We start from the raw sequence: 24552 nt of genomic DNA, 5'->3' as shown, positions 1-24552 counted from the left end.
TGCGATGAACAAGGCGATTACCGAAGGTCTGGCCCTTATGCCCCCGGCCTTTTCCGAAGGGCTTGATCTGTGGTCGCGCGAGGATGGCGAGCCGGGGCAGGGAAGCTGGGCGGCCCAGCCCAACGCGGCCTAGGTCTCCTCCGAGCAGGATTTGGCCGGCGGCATGGAGCTTTTGAAGCTGGACAGCACGCAGAAGCTGAGCTGCTTCCGGCAGATCCCGTGCCTGCCGGGCCTGTATCTGCGGGGGACGGCGCGGGTGAAGGCTGTTTCCGGATCGTTGCCATCGGTGCGGATCGCGGCATGGGCGGGCAACAGCCGCGGGCGGGCGCTGAACGTGCCGCTGACAGGCCCGCAGACAACGCTGCAACGATATGGCGAGGTGGTGGAGGTGACCGCCATCATCGGCTCGGGCAATCGCGGAGGCGTCGACATGGTTTGGGGCACCGATCCGGTTTACGCCCATATCGGCCTTGATCTGACCGGCCCCAATGGCGGCGTGGTTCGCATCGACGACATCGTGGTGGAGGATGTCACCTCTGTTTTCCTGCGCGACATGCTGGGCATGGTGGACGTGCGCGATTTCGGCGCGCGGGGCGACGGACGCACGGATGACAGCGCCGCCTTTGCCGCCGCCGATGCGGCCACCGGCGGACGGCGTTTGCTGGTTTCGGCGGGCACCTACCGGATCGGGTCGCACCTGACGCTGAACAGCCGCGTGCGGTTCGAAGGCACCGTGGTCATGGATGAAGGATCGCGCCTTGCATGTACGCGCAACTTCGACCTCGACACCTATACCGCCGCGTTCGGCGATGAATATCTTGGCTTTCGCAAGGCGCTTCAGGCCCTGTTCTATTTCACTGGCCATGTGACGCTGGATCTTTCCGGCCGCCGCGTCGACATCCCCGAACCTGTGGACGTGGCCGCCCTTGCCGCCACCTCCAGCTTCGAGCAGCGCCGCGTGCTGACGAACGGGCAGCTGAACGCGATCGAGGGGGGCGCGTGGGAAACGCGCACGGTCACAGCCACTGCGACCTATACGCCATCGGATTCCTATCGCCTGACGAATGTGGAGAATGTGGCCAACATCGCCGTCGGATCGCGCGTCAGCGGCGCGGGCGTCCCTCGCGAGATCTATGTGCGGTCCGTAAACGTCGGTGCGGGCACGGTGGAGCTGAACCTGCCGGCAGGGTCCGTGGGCGGCACGCGCCGCTTCACGTTCGAGCGGTATCGCTATGTCCTCGATTTTTCGGGTTTCGACAAGAACTCCAAGTTCGAGATTTCGGATGTGGAATTCCAGTGCAACGGCGCGGCCAGCGCCCTGATGCTTCCGCGGGCGGGCACGATCTTCCGCCTGTCCGACTGCGTTATCAACAAGCCCAAGGACCGGGGCATCACCTCGATCGGGACGGGGTGCCAGGGGCTGATCGTGGATCAGTGCCAGTTCCTGTCGAATGAACAGCCGCTGCGCGCGCAGGACCGCACCACGATCGCGCTGAACGTGAACGCCAACGATTCCAAGCTGCGCGACAACCGCATCGTGCGTTTCGCCCATTTCGCCGTGCTGCACGGCACGGGCCATATGTTCATCGGCAACCATTTCTTCGGCGGGGACAATGAAACTGCGGGCGTGCGCCGCGCCGGCGTCGTGCTGACCGAGATGAACGTGAAGGGGTTGTTCACCGGCAACTACATCGACAACTGCTTCATCGAAATGACGAACGAGCATGATCCGGCGCCCGGCTTCGACAACGAATTCTCGTTCGGGGGGCTGACGGTCACAGGCAACATCTTCACCGTCAACGGCACGGGGCGGGGCTTTCGGTGGCTGATGGTCACGCCGCGCGGGCCGGGTCACTTCCTGAACGGGCTGAGCGTGACGGGCAATGCGTTCCGGACGATCAACGCCACCGTGGATCGGGTGGAGGATGTGGACACCACCTATGCCGATCTGGATCGCGGGCGCTTCCGCAACGTCGTGTTCGAGGCGAACACCTTCAACGGCATCCAGCAGCCGATCTTCAGCCCCGTGACGGTGGAGCATGTGCAGAACACGCCCGCCGCCCGCTGGATGGTGGATGCCGCCGCCTACATGCCGTTCGGCGGCTGGGCACGCAACGTCACCTCGATCGTGCCGGAGGGCCCCGTCGTGGACGGTGCCGGCGCCCCCCAGGTGCCCGCCGCATGGGTGGACGTGGAACTGGGCGGCACCCGCGGCCTTGTCGCCCTCAACTGGGTCAAGCCGGTGAAGGGCGTCACGCAGGTCACGATCCGGTGCGACAACCCGACCTGAGGGTTCCGTTGACCCAGACCGCGCGGATCGCACGGTCGTCGCCCATCATGATGGTCGGGAACACCTGCGCCCATATGTCGCCGGCGCGGCGGGTGGCCTGTTCGATGGCGGGGGTGGAGGCAAGATCGACCACGACAAGGTCGGCCTCCATTCCCGGCGCGATGTTCCCGATCGAGGTTTCGGCCCGCAGCGCGCGGGCCGATCCTTGCGTGGCCAGCCACCAAAGTTGCGAAGGGTGCAGCGGGTCGCGGCGCAGCTGGCCCACCTCATAGGCTGCGGCCATCGTGCGCAGCATGGAAAAGCTGGACCCGCCGCCGGTATCGGTGGCAAGCCCCACCCGCAGGCTGGTTCGCGCAAGGCCCATGTCGAACAGGCCCGACCCGATGAAGGTGTTCGATGTCGGGCAATGCACCAGCGAGGCGCCCGTGTCGATCAGGCGGGCGCGTTCGCGGTCCGTCAGGTGGATCGCGTGGCCGAACACTGCACCTTCGCCCAGAAGGCCCTGCGCCTCGTAGGTATCAAGATAATCGCGCGATTGCGGGAAAAGAGCGCGCACCCACTCGATCTCGTCGGTTTGTTCCGACAGGTGCGTCTGCATCAGGCAGTCCGGATGCTCGCGCCACAGCGCGCCAAGGGCGGCAAGCTGTTCGGGTGTGGATGTGGGCGAAAAACGGGGCGTGATGACATAGGAAAGCCGGTCCTTCCCGTGCCACGCCTGCAGCAGCCGTCTGGAGTCGTCATAGGCCGATTGCGCGGTGTCGCGCAGACGGTCGGGCGCGTTGCGGTCCATGCAGGTTTTTCCTGCGAACACGCGCAGATCGCGCGCCTGTGCCGCCTCGAAGAAGGCATCCACGCTTTCCGGGTGGATAGTGCCATAGGTGCAGACGGTGGTGGTCCCGTTTGCCAGCGTCAGGTCCAGATACCTGTCCGCCACCTGCCGCGCATATGTTGGATCGGCGAAGCGCATTTCTTCGGGGAAGGTGTAGGTTTCCAGCCAGTCGATCAGCCGCTTGCCCCAGCTGGCGATGATCGCTGTCTGCGCGTAATGCACATGCGCATCCACGAACCCGGCCGAGATGAGGCAGCCGCCGTAATCGGTCACACGGGCCTGCGGATGGGCGGCGCGCAGCGCCTCTGCCGTGCCGGTTGCCACGATGCGGCCCGCCTCAAGCGCGACGGCTTCGTCGATATGTGCGGTGCCGCCGGCAAAGGGATCGCCATCGAACCGCAACACCTGACCAAGAAGAATATCCATCGCGTCCCTCGCTTTACCGTGATGTCATACTAAACCCTCTTTCTCGCCGGGGAAACGCGCGTTATCGCCGACCAAACAATGTGAGGTATCATGGCAGAACTCGAAGAGCGCGACGATGAGGGTCTGAACGAACGGCTGGTCCAGGATATTCTGGATGCGGTCGAAGCGCAGGACTCCGCGCGCCTGACGAGCTTGCTGGACCCGCTGCACCCCGCCGATATCGCCGACCTTCTGGAACAGGTCGCCCCCGAGGAACGGCACGAGCTGCTGATCCTGTGGAAGGGAATGGACGGCGAGGTTCTGTCCGAAATCCGCGAGGGCATCCGCGAGGAGGTCATCGACACCCTCGCCCCCGAGGTTCTGGCTGAAGCGGTGCGTGAACTGGACACCGACGACGTGGTGGACATCGTTCAGGATCTGGAACAGCCGCAGCAGGAAATCATCCTCAGCGCGCTGGACCGGGCCGACCGGGCGGCGGTGGAAAAGGCGCTGACCTATCCCGAATATTCCGCCGGCCGCCTGATGCAGCGCGAGGCGGTGGTCGCCCCCGAACACTGGACCGTGGGCGAGGCGATCGATTATCTGCGCGAGGCGGAGTTTCTGCCCGACCAGTTCTATCATGTGATCCTTGTCGATCCACGGATCAAGCCGGTGGCCTATGTCACGCTGGGGCGCGTGCTGTCATCGCGGCGCGACATGCCGCTGCGTGATCTGGCCGAGGACAGTTATCGCACCTTCCATCCCGCGGATCCCGAATCGGACGTGGCCTATCAGTTCAACCAGTATCACCTGATTTCTGCCCCCGTGGTGGATGATGACGGGCGGCTGGTGGGCGTCATCACCATCGACGATGCGATGAACGTGCTGGACGAGGAGCACGAGGAAGACATCCTGCGCCTTGCCGGCGTGGGCGATGAAAGCTCCATCTCTGACAATGTCTGGGAAACGCTGCGCCAGCGCACGCCGTGGCTGCTGGTCAACCTTGGAACGGCGAACCTGTCCGCCTGGGTGATTTCGCAGTTCGAGGGAACGATCTCGGTCATCGTGGCGCTGGCGGCATTGATGCCGATCATTGCCTCCATGGGCGGGAATGCGGGAACGCAATCGCTGACGGTGGCCGTGCGCGCGCTGGCCACGCGTGACCTCACAAGCTCCAACGCGGCGCGTGTCGTCCGGCGGGAAGTGGCGGTGGGCCTGATCAACGGGCTGGGCTTCGCCGTGGTGATGGGCGCGCTGGGCATGGCCTTTTATGGCGGGTCCATCCTGCTGGCGGCGGTGATCGCGATGGCGATGGTCATCAATCTTGCCGTGGCGGCGCTGGCGGGGGTTCTTGTTCCGCTGATCCTGAACAAGGCGCGGCTGGATCCGGCGCTTGCCTCGGGCACCTTCGTGACAACGATGACCGATGTAACAGGCTTCTTTTCCTTCCTCGGCCTTGCGACGGTGATGCTGCTGTGAAGGATCAGGCGCGCAAACAGGCGTTGCAGGCGCGGCGGCTGGCCCATGCGGCAGGGCAGGGCGCGGCGGCCCTGCACCTTGAAACCTGGCTGCGCCCGCATGGCGGAAAGGTGCTGGCCGGGTACCTGCCCATCCGGACCGAGATTGATCCCCGTCCTGCCATGGCTGCCCATGACGGCCCCGTCTGCGTTCCGGTGATCGAGGCTGCGGCACATCCCTTGCGGTTTCGCGTCTGGAGGCCCGATGCCGAACTGGTGCCCGGCACGTTCGGCATCGACATCCCCGCGAAGGGTGAGTGGCTGGAGCCTGACATCGTGATCCTGCCATTGGTGGCCTTCGATGCATCCGGCTTCCGCCTCGGCTATGGCGGCGGGTTCTATGACCGGACGCTGGAAATGCTTCGCGCGCGCCGTCCCGTTCTTGCCGTGGGCTTCGCCTTCGCCGCGCAGGAACTGCCTGCGGTGCCGGTGGAACCGACCGACCAACCCCTTGATGCCATCATAACCGAGCGTGGGCTGACAACCTTCTGACTTGCCGCGCGCGCCGCATCGTCTATGGTCGCGCCTGCCGCCCGCATGGCGAAATGGTAGACGCAGGGGACTTAAAATCCCTCGACCTTGGTCTTGTCGGTTCGAGTCCGACTGCGGGCACCAACAATCTGTCTGCCTGAAACCGCCGTGCTTTCCTTCGCACCGCCCGTTGTGCCCGCGACCTGAGCCTCAGTGCCGTGCTCGGTGCCGTGAACCGGCACCGAGCATGGCATCGCCTATTTCCCCCGCGCCTCTTTCCACTTCGGATAGTCGGTCGTCAGAAGCTCCTCCGGCCAGGTTCCGAACCAGTGATAGCCCGTGCGCCGTTCCCGGTGAACCTGATCATAGGTTTCGACCCGCACACCGTCGCGATTGGCAAGCACCGGCTCGTTCGTTTCCAGATCATAGAACCGCGCCCAAAGGGGCGGCGCATCGGTATCTTCCACCAGCCGCCGATCCGTCGTGGCCGTGTGATAATCATACACCTCCCTCGGGGCATCGAATTCCTCGATCTTGACGCCTGCAAGCTTCACGCGGTCGAACCATGCGACCGCATCCTCGATGGCAGTCACCATCTCGGGTGACGGATCGGGATCGCCCATCAGGTAGTTCACGACCCTCACGCTTTCCCAAGAGATCATGGAGGGCAGCTCGAAGGTGCGGGCACCCGTCGGCTCCAGCGTTTCGGGGTCATACTGGCCCGCCCACGCGGCTCCGCGGCCGTTCTGCTTCACCTGAAGGCGCAGCAGGCAGTCATTTCCGCGCGCAACCGCCGCCTCGGCCTCTTCGCGCGTCTTGGCATCGATTTTCGCGAAAGGCGCATCGCCATCCGCGATCCTGCGAAGCATGGTCAGGATACCTGTCGTCACCTCGTCGGTGATGGTGATCCGGTCGTGGTATTCCTGCCTTGGCGGCGAGGAATGCGGCCAGCCCCCGCAGCTTTCGATCTGTTCGGAAAGGATGAAGTCCAGCCCGCGGCGGGCGGCATCACGGTATCGCTCGTCACCGGTCCGTTCATAAGCGCCGTAAAGATATTCCGTCTGGCTGTAGACGTTGCGGTTGTCGAAGCTTGTATCCTGCTGATCCTTGGCGGTGCGCAGCTCCTCCTTTTCCTCGTCGGACAGGACCCGGGTCGGATCACGGTTTTCCACCCAGCCCCCGTTGTCGCGCTGATAAAGAAGAAGGTTGTCGGCGATGGCTGCGATATCTTCCGGGGCATGGGTTTCGTAATCCGACCCGTGCTTGTTGTGCCAGTGGTTGATGCCATCGGCAAAGGCATCAAGCGGCAGTGCGGTCTGGCTTTCCTGTGCCCAGCCGTGACCTGCAAGGCACGCGATCAGCGCGGCGACGGAGCATCGTCGTCCAAATTGCAGCATGGTTCTCCTCCCTGATGATCTCCGAAACCATAGCTTTCGGATCTTTGTGACCGGAAAGGGCAGGGTAGCACGGGTTCCGTTATGTAGGACAAATGAAATCAGGAGTGGGGGGCATGCTGACCGGCTCATGGGGGGTCGCCGGGCCTGACACAAAGCATGCTGCAGTATGCCGTTGACTTCCCTCCCCCAACGCCACTATGTGCCGCGCGGGGAGGGGGGCCTTAGAGAAAGAAGACCTCCGATGAATAAAAAAGGCGCCAACACCCGCAGCCCCGCAGGGATCACCCGCCGGCGTCTGCTTGGAACCGCAGCGGCGGCAGTCGCGGCAAGCGCGATCGCTCCGGCACGCGGCATTGCGCAGACAACAGCCGAAAAAGTCGATGTTGTCCTGATCGGCGGCGGGATCATGAGCACGACGCTGGGCGTCTTCCTGCAAGAGCTGGAGCCGAACTGGACGATCCACATGATCGAACGGATGGATTCGGTTGCCGAGGAAAGCTCCAACGGGTGGAACAATGCGGGGACAGGCCATTCGGCCCTGTGCGAGCTGAACTATACCCCCGAAACTGATGCCGGCGATATCGATATCACCAAGGCGCTGTCGATCAACGAACAGTTCCAGGTCACGCGCCAGTTCTGGGCCCACCAGATCCGCCGCGGCGTGCTGGAAAACCCGCGCAGCTTCATCAACTCCACCCCGCATATGAGCTTCGTGTGGGGCGACAAGAACATCGCCTATCTTGAAAAGCGCCACGCGGCCCTGCTGCAAAGCCCGCTTTTCGCCGGCATGGAATTCAGCACCGATCCTGAAAAGATCGCTGAATGGGTGCCGTTGATGATGACGGGCCCGAACCTGACCGAGAAGGTGGCCGCCACGTGGTCCCCGCTGGGCACCGATGTCAACTTCGGCGAGATCACGCGCCAGTTCGGCCAGCACCTGTCGGAACATGACGGGTTCACGCTGACCACCGGCCATGACGTGACCGACATCCAGCGCCTTGAAGATGGCAGCTGGCGCGTCGTGCACCAGCCCGTGGACGGCGGCCGCGAGATTGCCGTCGATGCGCGCTTCGTGTTCATCGGCGCGGGCGGCGGCGCGTTGCCGCTGCTTCAGCAATCGGGCATCCCCGAGGGCGAAGCTTATGCCGGCTTCCCCGTGGGCGGTTCGTTCCTGATCTGTGAAAATCCCGAGGTTGTGGCGCAGCACCGCGTGAAGGCCTATGGCAAGGCCGCCGTTGGCAACCCGCCCATGTCAGTGCCGCACCTGGATGCGCGCGTGCTGGACGGCAAGGAGAACCTGCTGTTCGGTCCGTTCGCGACCTTCTCCACCAAGTTCCTGAAGCATGGCTCGCTTTGGGATCTGCCGTCCTCGGTGTCGCTGGACAACATCGTGCCCATGATGCAGGTCGGCGTGAACGAGATGGCGCTGGTGAAATACCTCGTCGGTCAGCTGATGCTGTCCTTTGAAGACCAGATGGAGCAGCTTCGCGCCTATTACCCCGAAGCGCGGGACGAGGATTGGCGCCTGTGGCAGGCCGGTCAGCGCGTCCAGATCATCAAGCGGACCGAAGATGGCGGCCAGCTGAAGCTGGGTACCGAAATCGTTGCCGCCGAGGATCGTTCGCTTGCGGCGCTTCTGGGCGCATCGCCGGGCGCATCGACTGCAGCACCCATCATGCTGACCCTGCTGGAGCGGATCTTCCCCGAGAAGGTCGAAGGTGAATGGGCAGGCCGCCTGCGCCAGATCATCCCCAGCTATGGCACCAAGCTGAACGACGATCCGGCCGCGCTGCAACGCGTCTGGGCTGAAACGGCGGACGCGCTGGAGCTGGAGATGGCCGTGCCGGTGGTTGACCGGTCCGTGCTCTCCACGCCGGCAACGCCGGCCGGCGAGGTCCGCAAGGTTCCGGATATCGCACTTTGACACGCTGCTGGCGGGGCATTTCGCCCCGCCAGCACATCCCTCGGCTGCGCGGGAAAACCGGGCAGCTGGAAGATCGGCCGGTTATCTTTGCTGGCACGCCGCCGGACGGCCTTTCGCTTCGATCGGCGGCGCAACTCTCTGGAAGATGCAGGCAACGGCACTGCAAACCACCCCCCCACGGAACATCACCGCCTTTCGAACGTCTTGCCAGTAACAACGACGGAGGCCGCATGTATCTTCTGACCGCAATGTCGCTTGTGATGATCGTAGCGCTCAGCGGGGCGGTTTCGTTTCTGGTCGCGGCGATCCTTACGGGCGTCACCGGGGCGGGGGATCTTTGGCTGCTGTTCAAGATCTGCTGGGCCTTCCTTGGCCTCGGCGGGATCGTGGCGCTGTTCTGGGCGCAGGTATCATAGGCGGGAACATTATCTTCCCTCGTGCGTCTGTGTTTCAGCGGCCCCACCGGCCGGACGAAAGAGGACGACCATGCATTCCAGCATCAACCTGTCACAAACTCTCTATGCCGCCCTGCGCTCCGACTATCTGAACCATCAAAAGACGGTACACTTCGGAGCGATGTCCCGCGATCTGCCCGATATTGCCAAGCTGGCGGCCAAGGCCACCACCGAACCGCAAAAGGAACGCACGAATGGCGAATGAACCGCGCAAGGCCGACGAAAGCCGCAGCGATCCCCCGCGCAAGCAGAACGATCAGGCGGCACACGAAGGTTCGGCCCACAGCCCCGAAGAATTCGCGCCCATGAACCCGCAGCGCACCAAGGGCAAGCCGAACAGCGACGTTCAGGAGAACCAATGAAAAAAGCCCGCCGGATGGCGGGCTTTTCAAATTCTTTCAGGCGAAAGCTCAGAGAGCTTTGAGGTTCGTTGCCGACATGCGGCCGTTACGGTCCTGCTCGGTCTCGAACGAGATCTTTTGACCTTCTTTCAGACCGTTCAGGCCCGAACGCTCGACGGCCGAGATGTGAACGAACACGTCGTTCTTCTGGCCTTCAACTTCGATGAAGCCGAAACCTTTGGTGTCGTTGAACCACTTTACGGTGCCCGTAGCCATGGTGATGTTCCCTTTAGTAAATGTCGTCCGCAACATGCAACGACTTGGCAGCTCAACATCGAGTGCTGGCCGCAGAGGAACAGAATCACGAAAATCAGGTTGCTTGTCTATCATGGCTCGGATTGCCTTCTGACGCAACCGGAGTTTCGGATCCTGCGAAAGATCCGGCCCATGACGGGCCGGAACCGGCGGCAGGGCCGCATGGCCCTGCAATCGGATCAGCGAATCGGGCGGGCCGTGCCGTCCCGCGTATCGCGATCATCCTCGACCTCCACCTCGGTATGGCGGACGGTGTCGGAAACCGTTTCACGATGCGTGTCGGTGGTCTTGCGCAGGCCGACTTCCTCGACCACCCGTGCATCCTTGACCACGACAGCTTCCTCGCGATGCTCTTCGGCCTCCAGCGTGCGGTCGCGGAAGGCACCGTCGGCACTGGTCACCTCGCGGTCCACCGGACGACGTTCCAGTTCCACGCGTTCGTCGCGCAGCTCGACACTTTCGCTGACCGGCTCGGACACGGTATAGGCGCGGACGCGGACGCGGCCATGGCTGGTGTCGCGCTTGCCGACGTGCAGCCGTTCTTCCACGACGGGAATGCTGGCATCTTCGCTCGTGTCGGCTGCTGCGCGGCCACGGGTGCCGGCATCGTAACCGCCCCAGCCTTCGGCGCGCCAGCTTGCCTCCCGTTCATCCAGGTTGACGGTGCCTTCATCATCCAACACATCCAGCACACGGTCATAGTTGGCTGCATCGACCCCGGTGACGGTGATCAGGTGGCTGCCGCGCGACAGCCCTTCGGCATAGGAATAGCGGTCCTCGTCGGGGAGAAGATAATCGCTCAGCGTATCCCAGAAGCCCTTGTTGCGATCGGCATCGGCGGTGCCGGTCGTGGTGGTGCCGGTGGTTCCGGTCGACCCCTCCACCATGCGGATCTGCGCATCCGAGATGCCGATCTCGCGCAGGCGGCGCGCTGCGGATTCGGCATCCGCGCGGCTGTCGAACAGGGCGGAAACGGAGGTGGTACCCGAAGCCGAAGTGCCGATATCGCTGTTATAGGTCATCGGTTGAATCCTTTTGTGAGTGTCGAGGTGTGGACGGCGCATCCCCTTCAGGGGGAAGGCGCTCGACAATGGCGGTTTGCCTGCGCGTCGTGACCGGCACCTCGGCCGTTTCCCGACGCTCGACGCGGCGAACGTGGATCTCTTCGCGCAGGTAAAGTTCGCGCGTCACGACAAGCCGCTCTTCCACCACGGGGATGATTGTCAGATCGCCCTGGGTGACGACCTCGGGCGCAGCGTCGATCCTGCGATCGACCGGCACACGGACCACGTCCACCTCGGTTTCCGTAAGATCGACGGGCAGGCGGCTTTCCACCGTTTCCGTCCGCGTGCTGACACGCACCCGACCGCTGACATGCCTTTCCTTGGAAACGCTTGCCCGTTCTTCGGTGATCGGAAGAAACCCGGTATGTTCGTTCTTGTCCATCATATCCTTCCGCAGTGAGTGGAAGGGGAACACCTCCGACAGGCCAACGTTCCAAGATGGTTCTCGCGGCTGCCCGGATCAGCGTTTTTCCGCGAATGGCCGGATCAGCACAGGCCCAGCCACAGCACGGTGGAGAAGGTCAGAACCGTTGCGACAAGGGCCGCGACGGTCGCGATGACCGCGCTTTGCCCCAGAAGGCCGCGGCGCCTGCGGATCGCCAGCCACAGCGGCACGAACCCCGCCGACACGAAAACCGCGAAGGCCAGGATCAGCAGGGCGCGCAGCACCTCGGCCCGCACGCCCAGCGCACAGCCCGTTGCGTGCAGGGCATAGATCAGCAGGAACGCGCCGGACCAGATGACGAAGCCGGACACCAGAAGGGTAACATCTTTCATGAGACACCCGTGGCAAGAAGGCGGAGGATGAACGGAAAGCCGCTGGCGGTCACGGCGACAATCCCCGCATAGCGTTGCCACAGCGCCGAGATGGACACATCGTCCGGCCCGCGCCGCCAGTGGGAATAGCCCGCGAACAGGATGCCCAGCGCCGCATGCAGCCCGCCATAGATGGCAACGGCGGAAAGCGAGGCTGCGGCGGCATGTTCGGTCATCCCCTGGGTCCGGGCCAGAACCAGCGCAAAGCCGGCAAGGGCGGCGGTTTGCATGATGACCGGCACGATCCCCTTGGGCGCCAGAAGCACCACCAGCGCGGGGATGGCGGGCAGCAGCGTCAGCCATCCCGGGCCCGGCCAGATGGCGGGCGGCCAGTCGGGGGCAGAGATGCAAAGGAACCCCGCGCCGAACAGCAACGAGGCGAAGGCCGTGGCATCGGCCGCCACCACGAAGCGCATCGCCCAAAGCGAGGGCGGCGCGGGGTGGGCGCGGTGGTTCGGCAATGTCAGCCCCATGCCGGCATCCAGCATCTGCGGCTTTTGCCGCCCGCGCGTCCAGAACAGGAACAGCGTCACCACTGCCACCGTCGAAACGATCGCCATGGGATAGACCTTGAACAGAAGCGACAGGAAAACCCCCCCCGTGGCCAGCGCGGTCATCAGCGGCAGATAACTGGGATGGGGCAGGATGACGACTTGGCTCGGCTTGCCGGAAAGCGGATCGACGCCCAGCGTTTCCAGCTCTCCGCGCGGGGTGGCAAGATAGCCTTCGCCCGCCGCAAGCTTCGGCCCCAGTTCAGCAGGGCTCAGGCTGTCGCCGCGGGCGTCCAGATGCGGGATCGCCCCGAAGGCATAGGTGGCGGGCGGGGTCGGCATGGCCCATTCCAGCCCGCCCGATTTCCAGGGATCGCGCCGGAAGGGGCGTCCGAACTTCACCAGCATCAGCAAATCCATCGCCAGCAGCGCATAGCCGATGGTGGTGACGAACCCGCCCATGGAGGAGACGAAGTTCAGCACCTCCCACATCGGATCCTGATAGGCCCATGAACGGCGGGGCATGCCCAGAAGGCCGGTCAGGTGCATTCCAAGGAAGGTCAGGTTGAAGCCGACAAAGATTGTCCAGAATGCGGCATGTGACAGGTGCTGCACCGGCTGGCGCCCCGTGATGTGGGGCAGCCAGTAATAAGCTGCCGCCGTCATGGGAAAGACGAAGCCGCCGACCAGCACGTAATGCAGGTGGGCCACCACGAAATGCGTATCATGGGCCTGAAGGTCGAACGGAACCATCGCCAGCATCACACCGGTCAGGCCGCCGCAGACAAAGATGAAGAAGAACCCGCCCACATGCAGCATCGGAACGGAAAATCGTGGCCGGCCCGTCGCCATCGTGGCCAGCCAGGAAAAGATCTGGATGGCGGTAGGCAGCGCCACCAGCGCGCTGGCAATGGAAAAGAACGACAGTGACAGATGCGGAATTCCCGTGGCGAACATGTGGTGCACCCACAGCCCGAACGACAGAAACCCCATCGCCACGATTGCAGCCACGATGGCGCGGTACCCGACCAGCCGCGTGCTGCTGAAAACGGGGATCAGCGTTGAAAGCACCCCCGCGGCGGGCAGGAAGATGATGTAAACCTCGGGGTGGCCGAACAGCCAGAACAGGTGCTGCCACAGCAGGGGATCGCCCCCGCGCGTGGGATCGAAGAAGGGCAGGTCGAACGCCCGCTCCGCCTCCAGCAGGATTGAGCCGAGGATCAGCGGCGGAAAGCCCACCAGCATCATCCCCGCCACGACCAGCATGTACCATGCGAAGATCGGCATCCGGTCTAGCGACATCCCGCCGGCCCGCAGCAGCAGGATCGACACCAGCATCTCTACCGCGGCCGAAAGGGCCGAAATCTCGACGAACGTGACGCCCAGCAGCCAGACATCGGCATTGATGCCCGGGCTGTAGGTGCTGGAGGACAGCGGCGTATACATGAACCAGCCCGCATCCGGTGCCACGCCCAGCACCAGCGCCGCGATCAGGATCGACCCACCCATGACATAGCACCAGTAGCCATAGGCAGAAAGGCGCGGAAACGCCATGTCGCGCGCGCCCAGCATCTTGGGCAGCAGATACATCGCCAGCCCCTCGAAGAAGGGGATCGCGAACAGGAACATCATGATCGAACCGTGCATGGTGAAGATCTGCGCATAGGTCCCCGGTTCCATGAACGGGCTTTCGGAGGAGGCGAGCTGCGTGCGGATCAGCATCGCCAGCAGCCCGCCGATGACAAAGAACACCAGCGCGGGTGCCATGAACCTGCGCCCGACAACCGGGTGGTTCACCGCCGAAAGGCGCTGGAACCCGGTTCCGCTGTTCCAGATGCGATCCAGTTGCTTGTGACGCTCGATCGGGGTCATTGCGCCTCCGCTGGCCAGTCGGCATGGGCGACGGCTGTGAAACTCATGTCGATATGGCCGATGCCGCAATATTCGGCGCAAACGCCGCCGAACTCCCCCGGCTCGTCCGCATGCAGCACGATGGTGTTGGCATGGCCGGGGATGGCGTCGATCTTGCCGCCAAGGCGGGGAATCCAGAAGCTGTGGATGACATCGGGGCTGGTCACCACGATCTCCACGTCGCGGCCTGCAGGCATGTGCATCACGTCGATGCTGTCGGGCATGCCCGTTCCGGGATAGCTGAAGCGCCAGAACCACATCTGGGCCTCGGCCTCGATCCGGTCGGGGGCGGTGCCGCCAAGCGCACGCTCGCCCTGCCAAAGGGCCACGCCCGTCACCAGAAGAAGAACGGGCACGGGAAACACCAACCCGCCCCAGATGATCCAGCGATAGGCGGGTGTGTTGCGGCCCATGTCGGGGCGGAACATCAGCAACAGGAACAGCGCCATCATGAAGAGGAAGATGGCCAGCGCACCCCAGAACATCGCCCACCACAGGTTCGCCATCCCTTGCGCGACCGGCCCTGCGGGGGCCAGCGTCGAAAGGTCGCCCTCGCATCCGGCAAGCAACATCGCGGGGAACCCGATGCCTGCCGCGATCCTTGTGGCGCTGATGGAGGCCCCATGACCCAAGATTCGGAAAACGAGACCCAGCTGGCGCTGGGCGAAACCAAGAACAGCGAAACCAACCCCGTCATCGCCAACGTGCAGGAGAAGACGACCGAATCCGCCGTGGCGGTGGCCGGTCATCCCCTGCACGCAATGGCCGTGCACTTTCCCATCGCGCTGGTGATCAGCACGCTTGGGGTGGATATCCTTTACTGGTGGACGGGCGATCCCTTCTGGGTGCGTGTCAGCCTCTGGTCCTCGGGGATGGCGTTTCTTGCCGGCATCGGGGCCGCGCTTGTCGGCACGGTGGAGATCTTGGCCGTTCCCGGCATCCGCGCCCGCGCGGCAAGCTGGGCCCATGCCATCGCCGGCATGACACTGGTGGCCGTGGCCGGGGCGAACTGGGGCTTTCGTATCCTTGATCCGTCCAGCATCCTGCCACAGGGTCTGGCACTTTCCTTGCTGGGTGCTGTGATGACCGGCATCGCCGGCTGGCATGGAGGAAAGCTGATCTTCGATCACGGCATCGGCCTCATGGTGTCATCCAAGGATTGATCTGCGCAACCAGATCGCGCAGCCCGCCGGGGGCGAAAAGTCCGGCGGCAAGGGGGGGGAATTCGGGCTTGGCCAGCACCAGCCACAGGATCACCGCCGCCGTGCCCGCCGCCATTACCGTGGTCGTCACAAAGCGCCACGCCGTATAGCGTTCGCCTTCGCGGAACAGCCGGATCACGACAAGGCCGGTCAGAACGTGCAGAAAGGCCAGCACCCCAACAAAGGCCAGCTTCGCCGCGAACCACCCCTGATGCACCTGCTCTGTGAAGATCAGTGCCGTTCCTGACCCGACTGCGACGAACGCGAGGGGCGAGACGATCACGATATAGCCGAACCGCACCGTCTTCTGCAGGCGGTGCAGCTCGTCCTTCGTCTTCACATGACGACGCTGAACGTAAAGCGAAGGCAGGCTGATCAGTCCGGCGCACCACACCGCAATGGCGGCGATGTGCACGATCTTCAGCAGCTCGCTCATGCCGGATGCTCGCGGAACAGAAGGTCCACGCACAGCCGGTGCAGGGCGAGGCCGACATAGGGGATCGCGGCAGGCACCCACATCAGAAGGCCGGCAAGCTGCTGATCCTCAAGCGGGGAAAGTCCGAAGGGGGCGGTTGTGGCAAGATGGGCCGCAAACAGCGGGTGGTTGGCAAAGGTCAGCAGCGCGCCCAGCAGGCCCATCTGCACCAGCGTGCCCAGCGACAGCGTGATCGCCCGGCCCACATTCCCCGGCGCCAGAATTGCGGACCAAAGCCAGATGGCGGAAAGCAGCAGCGAAAGCTCCATCACCCAGTAGATCGGCACCGAATCCAGCGCCGCCTGATAGGGGGCAGGCATGTGCCACAGCCAGATCACGCCCAGATGCGTCAGAAAAGCCAGCGTTCCGTCTTGGGATCGCATGCGCAGCCCCAGCACCAGCAGCGGTGCGGCCACCGCCACGATCAGCACGTGATGCAGCACCCGCACCGAAAAAAGCGAGCTGGCCAGCGCGCAGATCGGAGAGATGAAGGTGATTGCCAGCACGGCCAGCCCCGCCAGCCAGGCCGTTCGCGATCCGGCGGTCCTGCCCGTCAGCGCCAGCGCGAGGATCAGGCCGCCGATGACGACCGGATCCATGTTCCAAGACTGCCAGACCTCCGCTGGCAAGGGGGCGGGGCCGCAATATGGGATTGTTTCCTGCATCGGTTTCCCTCGGGTTCAGGGAACCGAATGCACAGGAAGGTCAAACCGTTCCATGTCACCCCTGTGCCGGAGTGTCGCAGCCGCGCAGGGCAGCCAGAACGGTGGCTGCCGCATCGCCTTGCGGCAATGCGCGGCTGGCGGCCTGCACCATGGCAGCCTGCCGCTGCGGATCAAGCCCATCCAGCAGCGGCGCAAGGGACTGGGCCGTGGCCGCCACGGCCCCGCCTTCCGCATGCAGGCTGGCGAACACCTCGGTGAAGTTCGCCACATCCGGCCCGTGAACAAGGGCAGAGCCATGGGCCGCAGGCTCGAACGGGGTGTGCCCGCCCTTGGGAACGAAGCTGCCACCGATCACCGTCACGGCAGCGGCGCGATACCACAGGCCCATCTCTCCCAACGTGTCGGCGACATAGACCTGGGCTGACGGTGCCGCACCTGCGCCCCGCCGCGCCACCGTCAGGCCGCGCGCCTGCGCCAGTGCTTCGATATCGGGGCCGCGCACCGGGTGGCGGGGCGCGATGACAAGCCAGCGGAAGCGCGACTGGGCGCCGAAGGCATCAAGCATCACCTCGTCCTCGCCCGGATGGGTGGAGGCAGCCAGAAGCGTTTCTTCCCGTGGATGGGGCATGGGGGGCAGGGGCGCATCATCGGCCGCAACCGACGCCTTCAGCAGCATGCGCGGGCCGATCGCGCGTGCGGGCAGGCCAAGGTCCTTCAGCCGCGCCTCGCTTGCGGCATCCTGCGCGCTGACCCATGACATCGCGCCCAGCATCCGGCGCATCAGCGGCAGCCGCGCCCATCGGCGGGCCGACCGGTCGGACATGCGCGCCCCGATCATCAGCACCGGCATCCGCGTGGCGCAGGACAGGATACGCTCGGGCCAAAGCTCGTTCTCCACGATGACAAGCGCCTTGGGGTCGTGGCGCAACACCCGGCGCATCACGGGCCATGCGTCCAGCGGGGCAAGCCGCGACGTCACCCCCGCCAGCCCCCATGATCCGACCAGAACCTTTGCAGTGGGGTTATTGCAGGTGACCAGCACCGGCCCCTCCTGTGCCAGCGCCGCGATGACGCTGCGGGCCGAGGCAAGCTCGCCGTTGCTGGCGCCATGCACCCAAACCGCGCCACGGGGCAGGGGGCGCAGGGCCAGCCGTTCTGCCAGCCCGCCGCGCCGCCACGCAACCAGCGCCAGAACCGGCAGCGCCAGCAGCATCAGGAGGCGGTACAGGATCATTCGACCGCCACCTCCTGTCGCAGCGTGCCATCCGTGCCATAGATCAGGATGCGGTCATCCCCGGTCACCACGGCCACCCAGCCGCGCCCCAGCGTCACCGCCTGTGGGGCCACCCCGTCGGGCAGGTTGATCGCGGGGGGCAGCATTGGTTCCTGACTGGCCATTTGCGGCACGCGCGTGACAAGCAGCCAGATCACGGTTATCAGGCCCCCGATCAACACCACCGTCAGGATGGTGACCAGCGCCTTCAAAAAGCCCAATCCGGGCGGCAAGCCTTGCGGAGCCTCGTCCATGGCGATCCTTTCCGGCCCCGAGGGGGCCAATCTTCAGGTAATCATCGGGCCGAACCCGCCTGACCGTCTTGATAAGGCGCTGGCGCGCGAGGTGCCAGAGGAGGCGGCCCTGTCCCGGTCCCGCCTTGCAAAGATGATCGCGGCAGGCGACGTGCTGCGGGGTGGCCAGCCGGTTGCCGCCAAGGACCGCGTGGCCGAAGGCGACGTGCTGACCCTGCGCCTTTCCCCCGCCGAGGAGGTGGAAACCCGCCCCGAGGCCATTCCGCTGACCGTGGTTCATGAAGATGACGATCTGATCGTGGTGGACAAGCCCGTGGGGATGGTGGTGCATCCCGCGCCGGGGTCGCCCTCGGGCACCCTGGTGAACGCGCTGCTGGCCCATTGCGGCGATACGCTTTCGGGCATCGGCGGAGAGAAGCGACCCGGGATCGTGCACCGGATCGACAAGGACACTTCGGGCCTTCTGGTGGCGGCGAAATCGGACCGCGCCCATCACGGGCTGGCCGCCCAGTTCGAAGCGCACACCGTTACGCGCCGCTATGTCGCGCTGATCCACGGCGTTCCCGATGCCGCCGATCCGCGCCTGCGCGGCACGCCCGGCGTCAGCTTCGAGGCGGGGGGCATCCTGAAGATCGCCACGCATCTGGATCGCCACCGCACCGACCGCCAGCGGCAGGCCGTCACCTTCCATGGGGGGCGCCATGCCGTCACCCGCGCCCGTGTGCTGGAAGATTACGGTGTTGCCGCGCTGGTGGAATGCTGGCTGGAAACCGGGCGCACGCACCAGATCCGCGTGCACATGGCGCATGTGGGCCACGGGCTGCTGGGCGATCAGACCTATGGCGGCAAGCGCAAGGTGGCCGCCAAGGCGCTGGGCCTGGCCGCGGCCGAAGCTGCGGCGGCCTTTCCGCGGCAAGCGCTGCACGCCGCCACGCTGGGTTTTGTTCATCCTGTCACGGGGCAGGATCTGGCTTTCGAATCGCCCCTTCCGCCGGATATGGCGGCGCTTTTGAACCTGCTGCGGGCGGGGGCCGGTGTTGAAATCTGAAACATCCACCCCCACATCGGCCACGTTCGCGTGAACGGACGCAACAAATGCGCATCCGCGACGGTTTCCCCTGCGATACGCGTTAAACGCGTTAAACGGTTGTGACGATGCTTTCGGCACCGCCGCAGGCATGAATGGAGGTTCACATGGCAAGCTATACCAACCTTCCCGCACCCAGCCCGGAACAGGGGCTGAACCGCTACATGCAGGAGATCCGCAAGTTCCCCCTGCTGGAGCCGGAAGAGGAATACATGCTGGCAAAGCGCTGGGTGGATCATCAGGACGCCAGCGCAGCCCACAGGCTCGTTACCTCGCACCTTCGGCTGGCCGCCAAGATCGCCATGGGGTATCGCGGCTATGGCCTGCCGCAGGCCGAGGTGATCTCGGAAGCGAATGTGGGCCTGATGCAGGCCGTGAAGCGCTTCGATCCCGAAAAGGGCTTCCGCCTTGCCACCTATGCGATGTGGTGGATCCGCGCCTCGATCCAAGAATACATCCTGCGGTCATGGAGCCTTGTGAAACTGGGCACCACCAGCGCACAGAAGAAGCTGTTCTTCAACCTGCGCAAGGCCAAGGCAAAGGTGGGCGCGCTGGAAGAAGGCGATCTGCGTCCCGAAAACGTGGCCCGCATCGCGACCGATCTGAACGTGTCGGAGGACGAGGTCATCTCGATGAACCGGCGCCTGTCGGGATCCGATGCGTCGCTGAACGCGACGGTGGGGTCCGAAGATGGCGGCGCGCAGTGGCAGGACTGGCTGGAAGACGAAGACAGCGATCAGGCCGCCGACTATGCCGAACGGGACGAGCTGGAAACCCGGCGCGAGTTGCTGGCGCAGGCGATGGATGTGCTGAACGATCGTGAAAAGGACATCCTCGTGCAGCGCCGTCTGGCGGACGAGCCGGTGACGCTGGCAGATCTTTCGGCAACCTACAGCGTCAGCCGCGAACGTAGCCGCCAGATCGAGGTGCGCGCCTTCGAGAAGTTGCAGAACCGGATGCGCGACCTTGCCCGTGGCAAGGGAATGGCCATTCCGTCATGAGAAAACGCCCGCGATGATCTCGCGGGCGTTTTTTCAGTCTTCCATCGCCTCAAGCTCGTCGATGAAGCCGGCGATCATTGCAAGCCCCTTGTCCCAGAATGCGGGGTCGGATGCGTCAAGGCCGAAGGGTGCCAGCAATTCCTTGTGGTGCTTCGAGCCGCCCGCCTTCAGCATCTCGAAATACTTGTCCTGGAAATCCGCGCCACCCTCGGCGTAAACGGCATAAAGCGCGTTCACGAGGCCGTCGCCGAAGGCATAGGCATAGACGTAGAAGGGCGAATGCACGAAGTGCGGGACATAGGACCAGAACGTCTCGTACCCGTCCATGAATTCGAACGCGTCGCCAAGGCTTTCGGCCTGCACCGACATCCACAGCGCGTTGATGTCGTCGGGCGTCAGCTCGCCCTCGGCGCGGGCGGCGTGCAGCTTGCATTCGAAATCATAGAAGGCGATCTGGCGGACGACCGTGTTGATCATGTCCTCCACCTTGCCGGCCAGCAGGGTTTTGCGTTCTTCCCTGGTTTTTGCACCATCCAGCAGCTTGCGGAAGGTCAGCATCTCGCCGAACACGCTTGCCGTTTCGGCCAGCGTCAGCGGGGTGGAGGACAAAAGCTCCCCCTGATCGGCGGCAAGGCGCTGGTGGACGCCGTGGCCCAGTTCATGCGCCAGCGTCATCACGTCGCGCGGTTTGCCAAGGTAGTTCAGCATCACGTAAGGATGCACCGTGGTGACCGTCGGATGCGCGAAGGCGCCCGGGGCCTTGCCCGGCTTCACGCCCGCATCGATCCAGCCCTTGGTGAAGAACGGTTCGGCCAGTTCGGCAAGGCGCGGATCAAAGGCGGCATAGGCAGTGCGAACCGTGTCGCAAGCCTCGTCCCAGCCGATGGTGCGGGGCGTTTCGGTGGGCAGGGGCGCGTTGCGGTCCCAGACCTGCAGCGTGTCCAGCCCCATCCACTTCGCCTTCAGGCGGTAATAGCGGTGCGAAAGCTTGGGATAGGCCGCAACCACCGCATTGCGCAGCGCCTCGACCACCTCCGGCTCCACATGGTTGGACAGGTGGCGGGCCGATTGCGGGCTGGGCATGTTGCGCCAGCGATCCTCGATCTCTTTTTCCTTGGCCAGCGTGTTGTGGATGCGGGCGAACAGCTTGACGTTCTTGTCGAACACGGCCGCAAGCGCCCGCGCCGCCGTTTCGCGCCGGGCGCGATCGGCATCGGTCAGCAGGTTGAGGGTCGCTTCAAGGTTCAACTCCTCGCCATCGACATCGAAGGTCATGCCGGCGGTGGTTTCGTCGAACAGGCGGTTCCATGCAGCAGCGCCCACGGTGGACTGATCGTGCAGGAACGTCTCCAGCTCGTCCGAAAGCTGATAGGGACGCATGGCGCGCATCCGGTCGAACACGGGGCGATAGCGGGCCAGATCGGCATTTTCCGCCAGAAGGCCGTCCAGATGCGCATCCTCCAGCCGGTTGAATTCAAGGCTGAAGAACACCAGCGGGGTGGTGAAGGTGGTGATGCGGTCCTGCGCGTCGGCCATGAACTTGGCGCGGTCGCTGTCCATGGTGTTCTGGTAATAGCGAAGGCCGGCATAGGACATCAGGCGGCCGGCGGTGATGTCGATCTGTTCGTAAAGCTGCACGCATTCCAGCAAGCCCGCCGCATCCAGATCGGCCAGCTTGCCCTGATAGGTGGCGGCAAAGCGGGCACAGGTGTCGCGCACCCAGTCCAGATCGCGTTCCACCTCGGCGGCGTCGGGGGAGGGGTAAAGGTCCGTCAGGTCCCATTCGGGCAGCTTGCCGAAGCCCCCGCCGCTGGCATTGGCGTCGAAAACGGGGCGGGGCAGGGGCAGCGTCATGGGATATCCTTCGTCAGTTGCTGACACCCATGTAGGCGCTGCCCGCGCCGATGTTCAAGTGAGGCTGCCCCAGAGGTCGTATTCGCTGGCCTCGTCCACCCGCACGGTGACCATGTCGCCGGGTTTCAGATGCTCGAACCCTTCGTCGATGAACAGGTTGCCGTCGATTTCCGGTGCGTCGGCCTTGGTGCGGCAGGTGGCGCCATCGGCGTCAACCTCGTCCACGATGACCTGCTGCAGCGTGCCGACCTTGCGTGCCAGCTTGGCTTCGGAAATGGCCTGCGCCTTTTCCATGAAGCGTTCCCAGCGGTCCTGCTTCACCTCGGCCGGAACATGGTCCGGCAGGTCGTTGGACCGTGCACCGGCAACGTTTTCGTACTGGAAGCAGCCGACGCGATCCAGCTGCGCCTCGTCCAGCCAGTCCAGCAGGGTCTGGAACTCTGCCTCCGTTTCGCCGGGGTAGCCCACGATGAAGGTCGAACGCAGCGTGATGTCGGGGCAGGCGGCGCGCCATGCGGCGATCTCGTCCAGCGTTTTCGCGGCGGCAGCAGGGCGGGCCATGCGCTTCAGAACGTCGGGATGGGCGTGCTGGAACGGGATGTCCAGATATGGCAGCACCAGCCCTTCGGCCATCAGCGGGATCAGGTCGCGCACATGCGGATAGGGATAAACGTAATGCAGCCGCACCCACGCGCCCAGCTTGCCCAGTTCGCGCGATAGGTCCGTGATGTGCGTGCGCACATCGCCGTCCTTCCACGGGGCAAGATCATGCTTGCGGTCCACGCCATAGGCAGAGGTATCCTGCGAGATGACAAGAAGTTCCTTCACCCCCGCCTCGACCAGCTTTTCCGCTTCGCGCAGGACGGCGTGGGCCGGACGGCTGACAAGGCGGCCGCGCATGTCGGGGATGATGCAGAACTTGCACTTGTGGTTGCAGCCTTCCGAGATCTTCAGATAGCTGAAATGCCGCGGCGTCAGCGAAACGCTTTGCGCGGGCAGCAGGTCGATGAAAGGGTCGGGCTGCGGCGGCACGGCCTTGTGCACGGCATCCAGCACCGCTTCGTATTGGTGCGGGCCGGTGACGGCCATGACCTTGGGATGGGTGCCGGTGATGTATTCGGGGTCGGCGCCAAGGCAGCCGGTGACCAGCACCTTGCCGTTTTCACGCAGCGCCTCGCCGATGGCATCAAGGCTTTCGGCCTTGGCCGAATCCAGAAACCCGCAGGTGTTCACGATAACGGCATCCGCACCCTTGTAATCGGGGCTGATGGCGTAACCTTCGGCACGCAGGCGCGTCAGGATCCGTTCGCTGTCCACCAGCGCCTTGGGGCAGCCAAGGCTGACCATGCCGATGGTTGGCTGGCCGGCGCGGGCGGGCGCGTCGATCACGATCCTGGGGGCCAGGTCGGGGCGGAGATTCGGCGGGTTCTGGGTCATCGCAGCCATATAGCGATGGCCGGCCCGTCGCGGAAGGGGGATTACAGCAGGGCGGCGTTGCGCAGGGCGGCAAGGTCGGCCGATCCGGTGCAGAAGCAGGCCACGCGAAGCTGGCCTTCAAGCACTGCAAAAACGTCCAGAACCGCTTCGGGGCCTTGCATCGCGGCGGGAAGCAGCATTGCGGCAAAGCCCGCCATATCCGCACCGATGCGAATGGCGCGGGCGGCATCAAGCCCCGTCGCCAGCCCGCCCGAGGCAATGATCGTTGCCGAAGGGCAGGCCGCGCGCGCCTGCCGGACCGAACTTGCAGTGGGAATGCCCCAATCGGCAAAGGCGCCGGCGATGGCTGCATCGCGCGGATGCGCCGCCCTTGCGCCTTCCACGGCAGCCCAGCTTGTGCCGCCGCTGCCGGCCGTGTCGAAGATCGTGATGCCTTCATCCGCCAGCCGTGTCACAAGCGCTGCCGAAAGACCGGCACCCACTTCCTTTACCACCACGGGAACGGGCAGCGTGCGGGCCAGCAGGCCGATCTTCGCTGTTAGGCCGCGCCAGTCACGATCCCCCTCGGGTTGCAGCGCTTCTTGCAGGGGGTTCACATGGATGATCAGCGCGTCGGCGCCGATCGCCTCCACCGCGCGCCTTGCGTGATCTTCCCCGTAACCAAGGTTCAGTTGCGCCGCGCCGAAATTGGCAAGGATCGGGATGTCGGGGGCAGCCTTGCGCAGCGACAGGTCCAGCCCGCCGGTATCGCCCGCCTCCAGCGCGACGCGCTGCGAGCCGACGGCCAGCGGCACCCGCGCCGCCTGGCAGGCCCGCGCAAGATTATCATTGATCGCAGCCGCCCGCGCCGGCCCCCCGGTCATGGAGCTGACAAGGAAGGGCAAGGCCACGGGGCGGCCAAGGAACGTGGTGGTCAGGTCGATCCCGTCCATGTGGAGGTCGGGCAGGGCATTGTGCGCAAAGCGCACCTCCTCCAGCCCGGTTCGTCCGCTGCCTGCCGCCTGTCCGCCCAGCACGATATCCAGGTGCTGGGATTTGCGCTGGCTGGTCATTGGGGCGGGGTTTCCGAAGCTATGAT

26 protein-coding genes and 1 tRNA gene are annotated in these 24552 nt (G+C 64.6%); 12 read left to right on the top strand and 15 right to left on the bottom strand.

Going from position 1 to position 24552, the window contains the following annotated elements; genetic code table 11:
• The first annotated feature begins 4 nt into the window (after nucleotides 1-4).
• Both JX25_RS15255 and JX25_RS08085 read left to right on the top strand, forming a co-directional pair.
• Nucleotides 5-133 carry a hypothetical protein gene (locus JX25_RS15255; RefSeq protein ID WP_277750073.1) on the top strand — a complete coding sequence of 43 codons (129 nt, stop codon included), beginning with the start codon at nucleotides 5-7 and terminating at the stop codon, nucleotides 131-133.
• A 30-nt stretch (nucleotides 134-163) separates the two neighbouring features.
• Nucleotides 164-2290, top strand: coding sequence for a glycosyl hydrolase family 28-related protein (locus JX25_RS08085; protein ID WP_241557884.1), 2127 nt, complete (start codon nucleotides 164-166; stop codon nucleotides 2288-2290).
• Here the strand turns inward: JX25_RS08085 and guaD are convergent.
• Nucleotides 2262-3545 (bottom strand): guanine deaminase, encoded by a 1284-nt coding sequence (gene guaD, locus JX25_RS08080; RefSeq protein WP_128254515.1) that lies wholly within the window; start codon nucleotides 3543-3545, stop codon nucleotides 2262-2264. The genes JX25_RS08085 and guaD overlap by 29 nt on opposite strands.
• Nucleotides 3546-3635: 90 nt before the next feature.
• Between guaD and mgtE the strand changes: the two genes are divergently transcribed.
• The 3 genes from mgtE (at nucleotide 3636) to JX25_RS08065 (ending at nucleotide 5656) form a co-directional block, all read left to right on the top strand.
• The gene (mgtE, locus tag JX25_RS08075) at nucleotides 3636-5003 is read left to right on the top strand and encodes a magnesium transporter (protein ID WP_128254514.1); all 1368 of its coding nucleotides are present in this window, start codon (nucleotides 3636-3638) and stop codon (nucleotides 5001-5003) included.
• Complete coding sequence (locus JX25_RS08070) at nucleotides 5000-5533, top strand: 5-formyltetrahydrofolate cyclo-ligase (RefSeq protein WP_128254513.1); 534 nt, start codon at nucleotides 5000-5002, stop codon at nucleotides 5531-5533. The genes mgtE and JX25_RS08070 overlap by 4 nt, the downstream gene beginning before the upstream one ends.
• A 39-nt stretch (nucleotides 5534-5572) precedes the next feature.
• Nucleotides 5573-5656, top strand: a tRNA-Leu gene (locus JX25_RS08065).
• A 113-nt stretch (nucleotides 5657-5769) separates the two neighbouring features.
• Here the strand turns inward: JX25_RS08065 and pelA are convergent.
• A complete protein-coding gene (gene pelA / locus JX25_RS08060; RefSeq protein WP_164876087.1) occupies nucleotides 5770-6909 on the bottom strand; it encodes a pectate lyase in 1140 nt (379 codons plus the stop codon).
• Nucleotides 6910-7150: 241 nt separating this feature from the next.
• On the opposite strand from pelA, the gene mqo reads away from it, so the two are divergent.
• The 4 genes from mqo to JX25_RS14820 all read left to right on the top strand — a co-directional run bounded on the left by mqo (nucleotide 7151) and on the right by JX25_RS14820 (nucleotide 9650).
• Nucleotides 7151-8833 carry a malate dehydrogenase (quinone) gene (gene mqo, locus JX25_RS08055; protein ID WP_128254511.1) on the top strand — a complete coding sequence of 561 codons (1683 nt, stop codon included), beginning with the start codon at nucleotides 7151-7153 and terminating at the stop codon, nucleotides 8831-8833.
• A gap of 230 nt (nucleotides 8834-9063) precedes the next feature.
• A complete protein-coding gene (locus JX25_RS08050; RefSeq protein ID WP_128254510.1) occupies nucleotides 9064-9249 on the top strand; it encodes a hypothetical protein in 186 nt (61 codons plus the stop codon).
• A gap of 70 nt (nucleotides 9250-9319) precedes the next feature.
• Nucleotides 9320-9493, top strand: a complete 174-nt coding sequence (locus JX25_RS14825; protein WP_164876086.1) for a hypothetical protein — start codon at nucleotides 9320-9322, stop codon at nucleotides 9491-9493.
• A complete protein-coding gene (locus tag JX25_RS14820) occupies nucleotides 9483-9650 on the top strand; it encodes a hypothetical protein (RefSeq protein WP_164876085.1) in 168 nt (55 codons plus the stop codon). The genes JX25_RS14825 and JX25_RS14820 overlap by 11 nt, the downstream gene beginning before the upstream one ends.
• 48 nt (nucleotides 9651-9698) lie before the next feature.
• Here the strand turns inward: JX25_RS14820 and JX25_RS08045 are convergent, their stop codons facing one another.
• From JX25_RS08045 to JX25_RS08020, 6 genes are all read right to left on the bottom strand, one after another.
• Entirely contained in the window at nucleotides 9699-9905 is a 207-nt protein-coding gene (locus JX25_RS08045) for a cold-shock protein (RefSeq protein WP_128255217.1), read from the bottom strand.
• Nucleotides 9906-10123: 218 nt separating this feature from the next.
• The gene (locus JX25_RS08040; protein WP_128254509.1) at nucleotides 10124-10966 is read right to left on the bottom strand and encodes a YsnF/AvaK domain-containing protein; all 843 of its coding nucleotides are present in this window, start codon (nucleotides 10964-10966) and stop codon (nucleotides 10124-10126) included.
• Entirely contained in the window at nucleotides 10956-11390 is a 435-nt protein-coding gene (locus JX25_RS08035; protein WP_128254508.1) for a YsnF/AvaK domain-containing protein, read from the bottom strand. Before JX25_RS08035 ends, JX25_RS08040 begins: the two co-directional genes overlap by 11 nt.
• A 104-nt stretch (nucleotides 11391-11494) precedes the next feature.
• A complete protein-coding gene (locus JX25_RS08030; RefSeq protein WP_128254507.1) occupies nucleotides 11495-11785 on the bottom strand; it encodes a hypothetical protein in 291 nt (96 codons plus the stop codon).
• The gene (locus JX25_RS08025) at nucleotides 11782-14187 is read right to left on the bottom strand and encodes a cbb3-type cytochrome c oxidase subunit I (RefSeq protein ID WP_128254506.1); all 2406 of its coding nucleotides are present in this window, start codon (nucleotides 14185-14187) and stop codon (nucleotides 11782-11784) included. Before JX25_RS08025 ends, JX25_RS08030 begins: the two co-directional genes overlap by 4 nt.
• Nucleotides 14184-14798 (bottom strand): cytochrome c oxidase subunit II, encoded by a 615-nt coding sequence (locus tag JX25_RS08020; RefSeq protein WP_128254505.1) that lies wholly within the window; start codon nucleotides 14796-14798, stop codon nucleotides 14184-14186. The genes JX25_RS08025 and JX25_RS08020 overlap by 4 nt, the downstream gene beginning before the upstream one ends.
• A gap of 51 nt (nucleotides 14799-14849) precedes the next feature.
• On the opposite strand from JX25_RS08020, the gene JX25_RS08015 reads away from it, so the two are divergent.
• Nucleotides 14850-15389 carry a DUF2231 domain-containing protein gene (locus tag JX25_RS08015; RefSeq protein ID WP_128254504.1) on the top strand — a complete coding sequence of 180 codons (540 nt, stop codon included), beginning with the start codon at nucleotides 14850-14852 and terminating at the stop codon, nucleotides 15387-15389.
• Here the strand turns inward: JX25_RS08015 and JX25_RS08010 are convergent.
• The 4 genes from JX25_RS08010 to JX25_RS07995 form a co-directional block, all read right to left on the bottom strand.
• Entirely contained in the window at nucleotides 15367-15864 is a 498-nt protein-coding gene (locus tag JX25_RS08010) for a CopD family protein (protein ID WP_128254503.1), read from the bottom strand. The genes JX25_RS08015 and JX25_RS08010 overlap by 23 nt on opposite strands.
• Nucleotides 15861-16502, bottom strand: a complete 642-nt coding sequence (locus JX25_RS08005) for a cytochrome c oxidase assembly protein (RefSeq protein WP_241557883.1) — start codon at nucleotides 16500-16502, stop codon at nucleotides 15861-15863. Before JX25_RS08005 ends, JX25_RS08010 begins: the two co-directional genes overlap by 4 nt.
• 121 nt (nucleotides 16503-16623) lie before the next feature.
• Nucleotides 16624-17802, bottom strand: coding sequence for a 3-deoxy-D-manno-octulosonic acid transferase (locus JX25_RS08000; protein ID WP_128254501.1), 1179 nt, complete (start codon nucleotides 17800-17802; stop codon nucleotides 16624-16626).
• The gene (locus JX25_RS07995) at nucleotides 17799-18095 is read right to left on the bottom strand and encodes a DUF6476 family protein (protein WP_128254500.1); all 297 of its coding nucleotides are present in this window, start codon (nucleotides 18093-18095) and stop codon (nucleotides 17799-17801) included. Before JX25_RS07995 ends, JX25_RS08000 begins: the two co-directional genes overlap by 4 nt.
• On the opposite strand from JX25_RS07995, the gene JX25_RS07990 reads away from it, so the two are divergent.
• On the top strand, nucleotides 18094-19143 hold the full coding sequence (locus JX25_RS07990; protein ID WP_128254499.1) for an RluA family pseudouridine synthase: 1050 nt from the start codon (nucleotides 18094-18096) through the stop codon (nucleotides 19141-19143). The genes JX25_RS07995 and JX25_RS07990 overlap by 2 nt on opposite strands.
• A 146-nt stretch (nucleotides 19144-19289) precedes the next feature.
• Nucleotides 19290-20183, top strand: coding sequence for an RNA polymerase sigma factor RpoH (gene rpoH / locus JX25_RS07985; protein ID WP_128254498.1), 894 nt, complete (start codon nucleotides 19290-19292; stop codon nucleotides 20181-20183).
• A 33-nt stretch (nucleotides 20184-20216) separates the two neighbouring features.
• Here rpoH and JX25_RS07980 read toward each other — a convergent pair whose 3' ends face one another.
• Genes JX25_RS07980 through fni form a run of 3 tightly spaced genes read right to left on the bottom strand, consistent with a single transcriptional unit; the run spans nucleotide 20217 to nucleotide 24526 of the window.
• Entirely contained in the window at nucleotides 20217-22037 is a 1821-nt protein-coding gene (locus tag JX25_RS07980) for a M3 family oligoendopeptidase (RefSeq protein WP_128254497.1), read from the bottom strand.
• Nucleotides 22038-22091: 54 nt separating this feature from the next.
• Complete coding sequence (gene rimO, locus JX25_RS07975; RefSeq protein ID WP_206611535.1) at nucleotides 22092-23483, bottom strand: 30S ribosomal protein S12 methylthiotransferase RimO; 1392 nt, start codon at nucleotides 23481-23483, stop codon at nucleotides 22092-22094.
• Between the two features lie 32 nt (nucleotides 23484-23515).
• On the bottom strand, nucleotides 23516-24526 hold the full coding sequence (gene fni, locus JX25_RS07970; RefSeq protein WP_128254495.1) for a type 2 isopentenyl-diphosphate Delta-isomerase: 1011 nt from the start codon (nucleotides 24524-24526) through the stop codon (nucleotides 23516-23518).
• Between the last annotated feature and the right edge of the window lie 26 nt (nucleotides 24527-24552).

Origin of the sequence: Falsirhodobacter deserti, from assembly GCF_004015795.1 — a bacterium.
Classification (GTDB): Bacteria; Pseudomonadota; Alphaproteobacteria; order Rhodobacterales; family Rhodobacteraceae; genus Falsirhodobacter; species Falsirhodobacter deserti.
The sequence above is the reverse complement of the archived record's forward strand: the minus strand, read 5'-3'. Positions and strand labels throughout refer to the sequence as shown.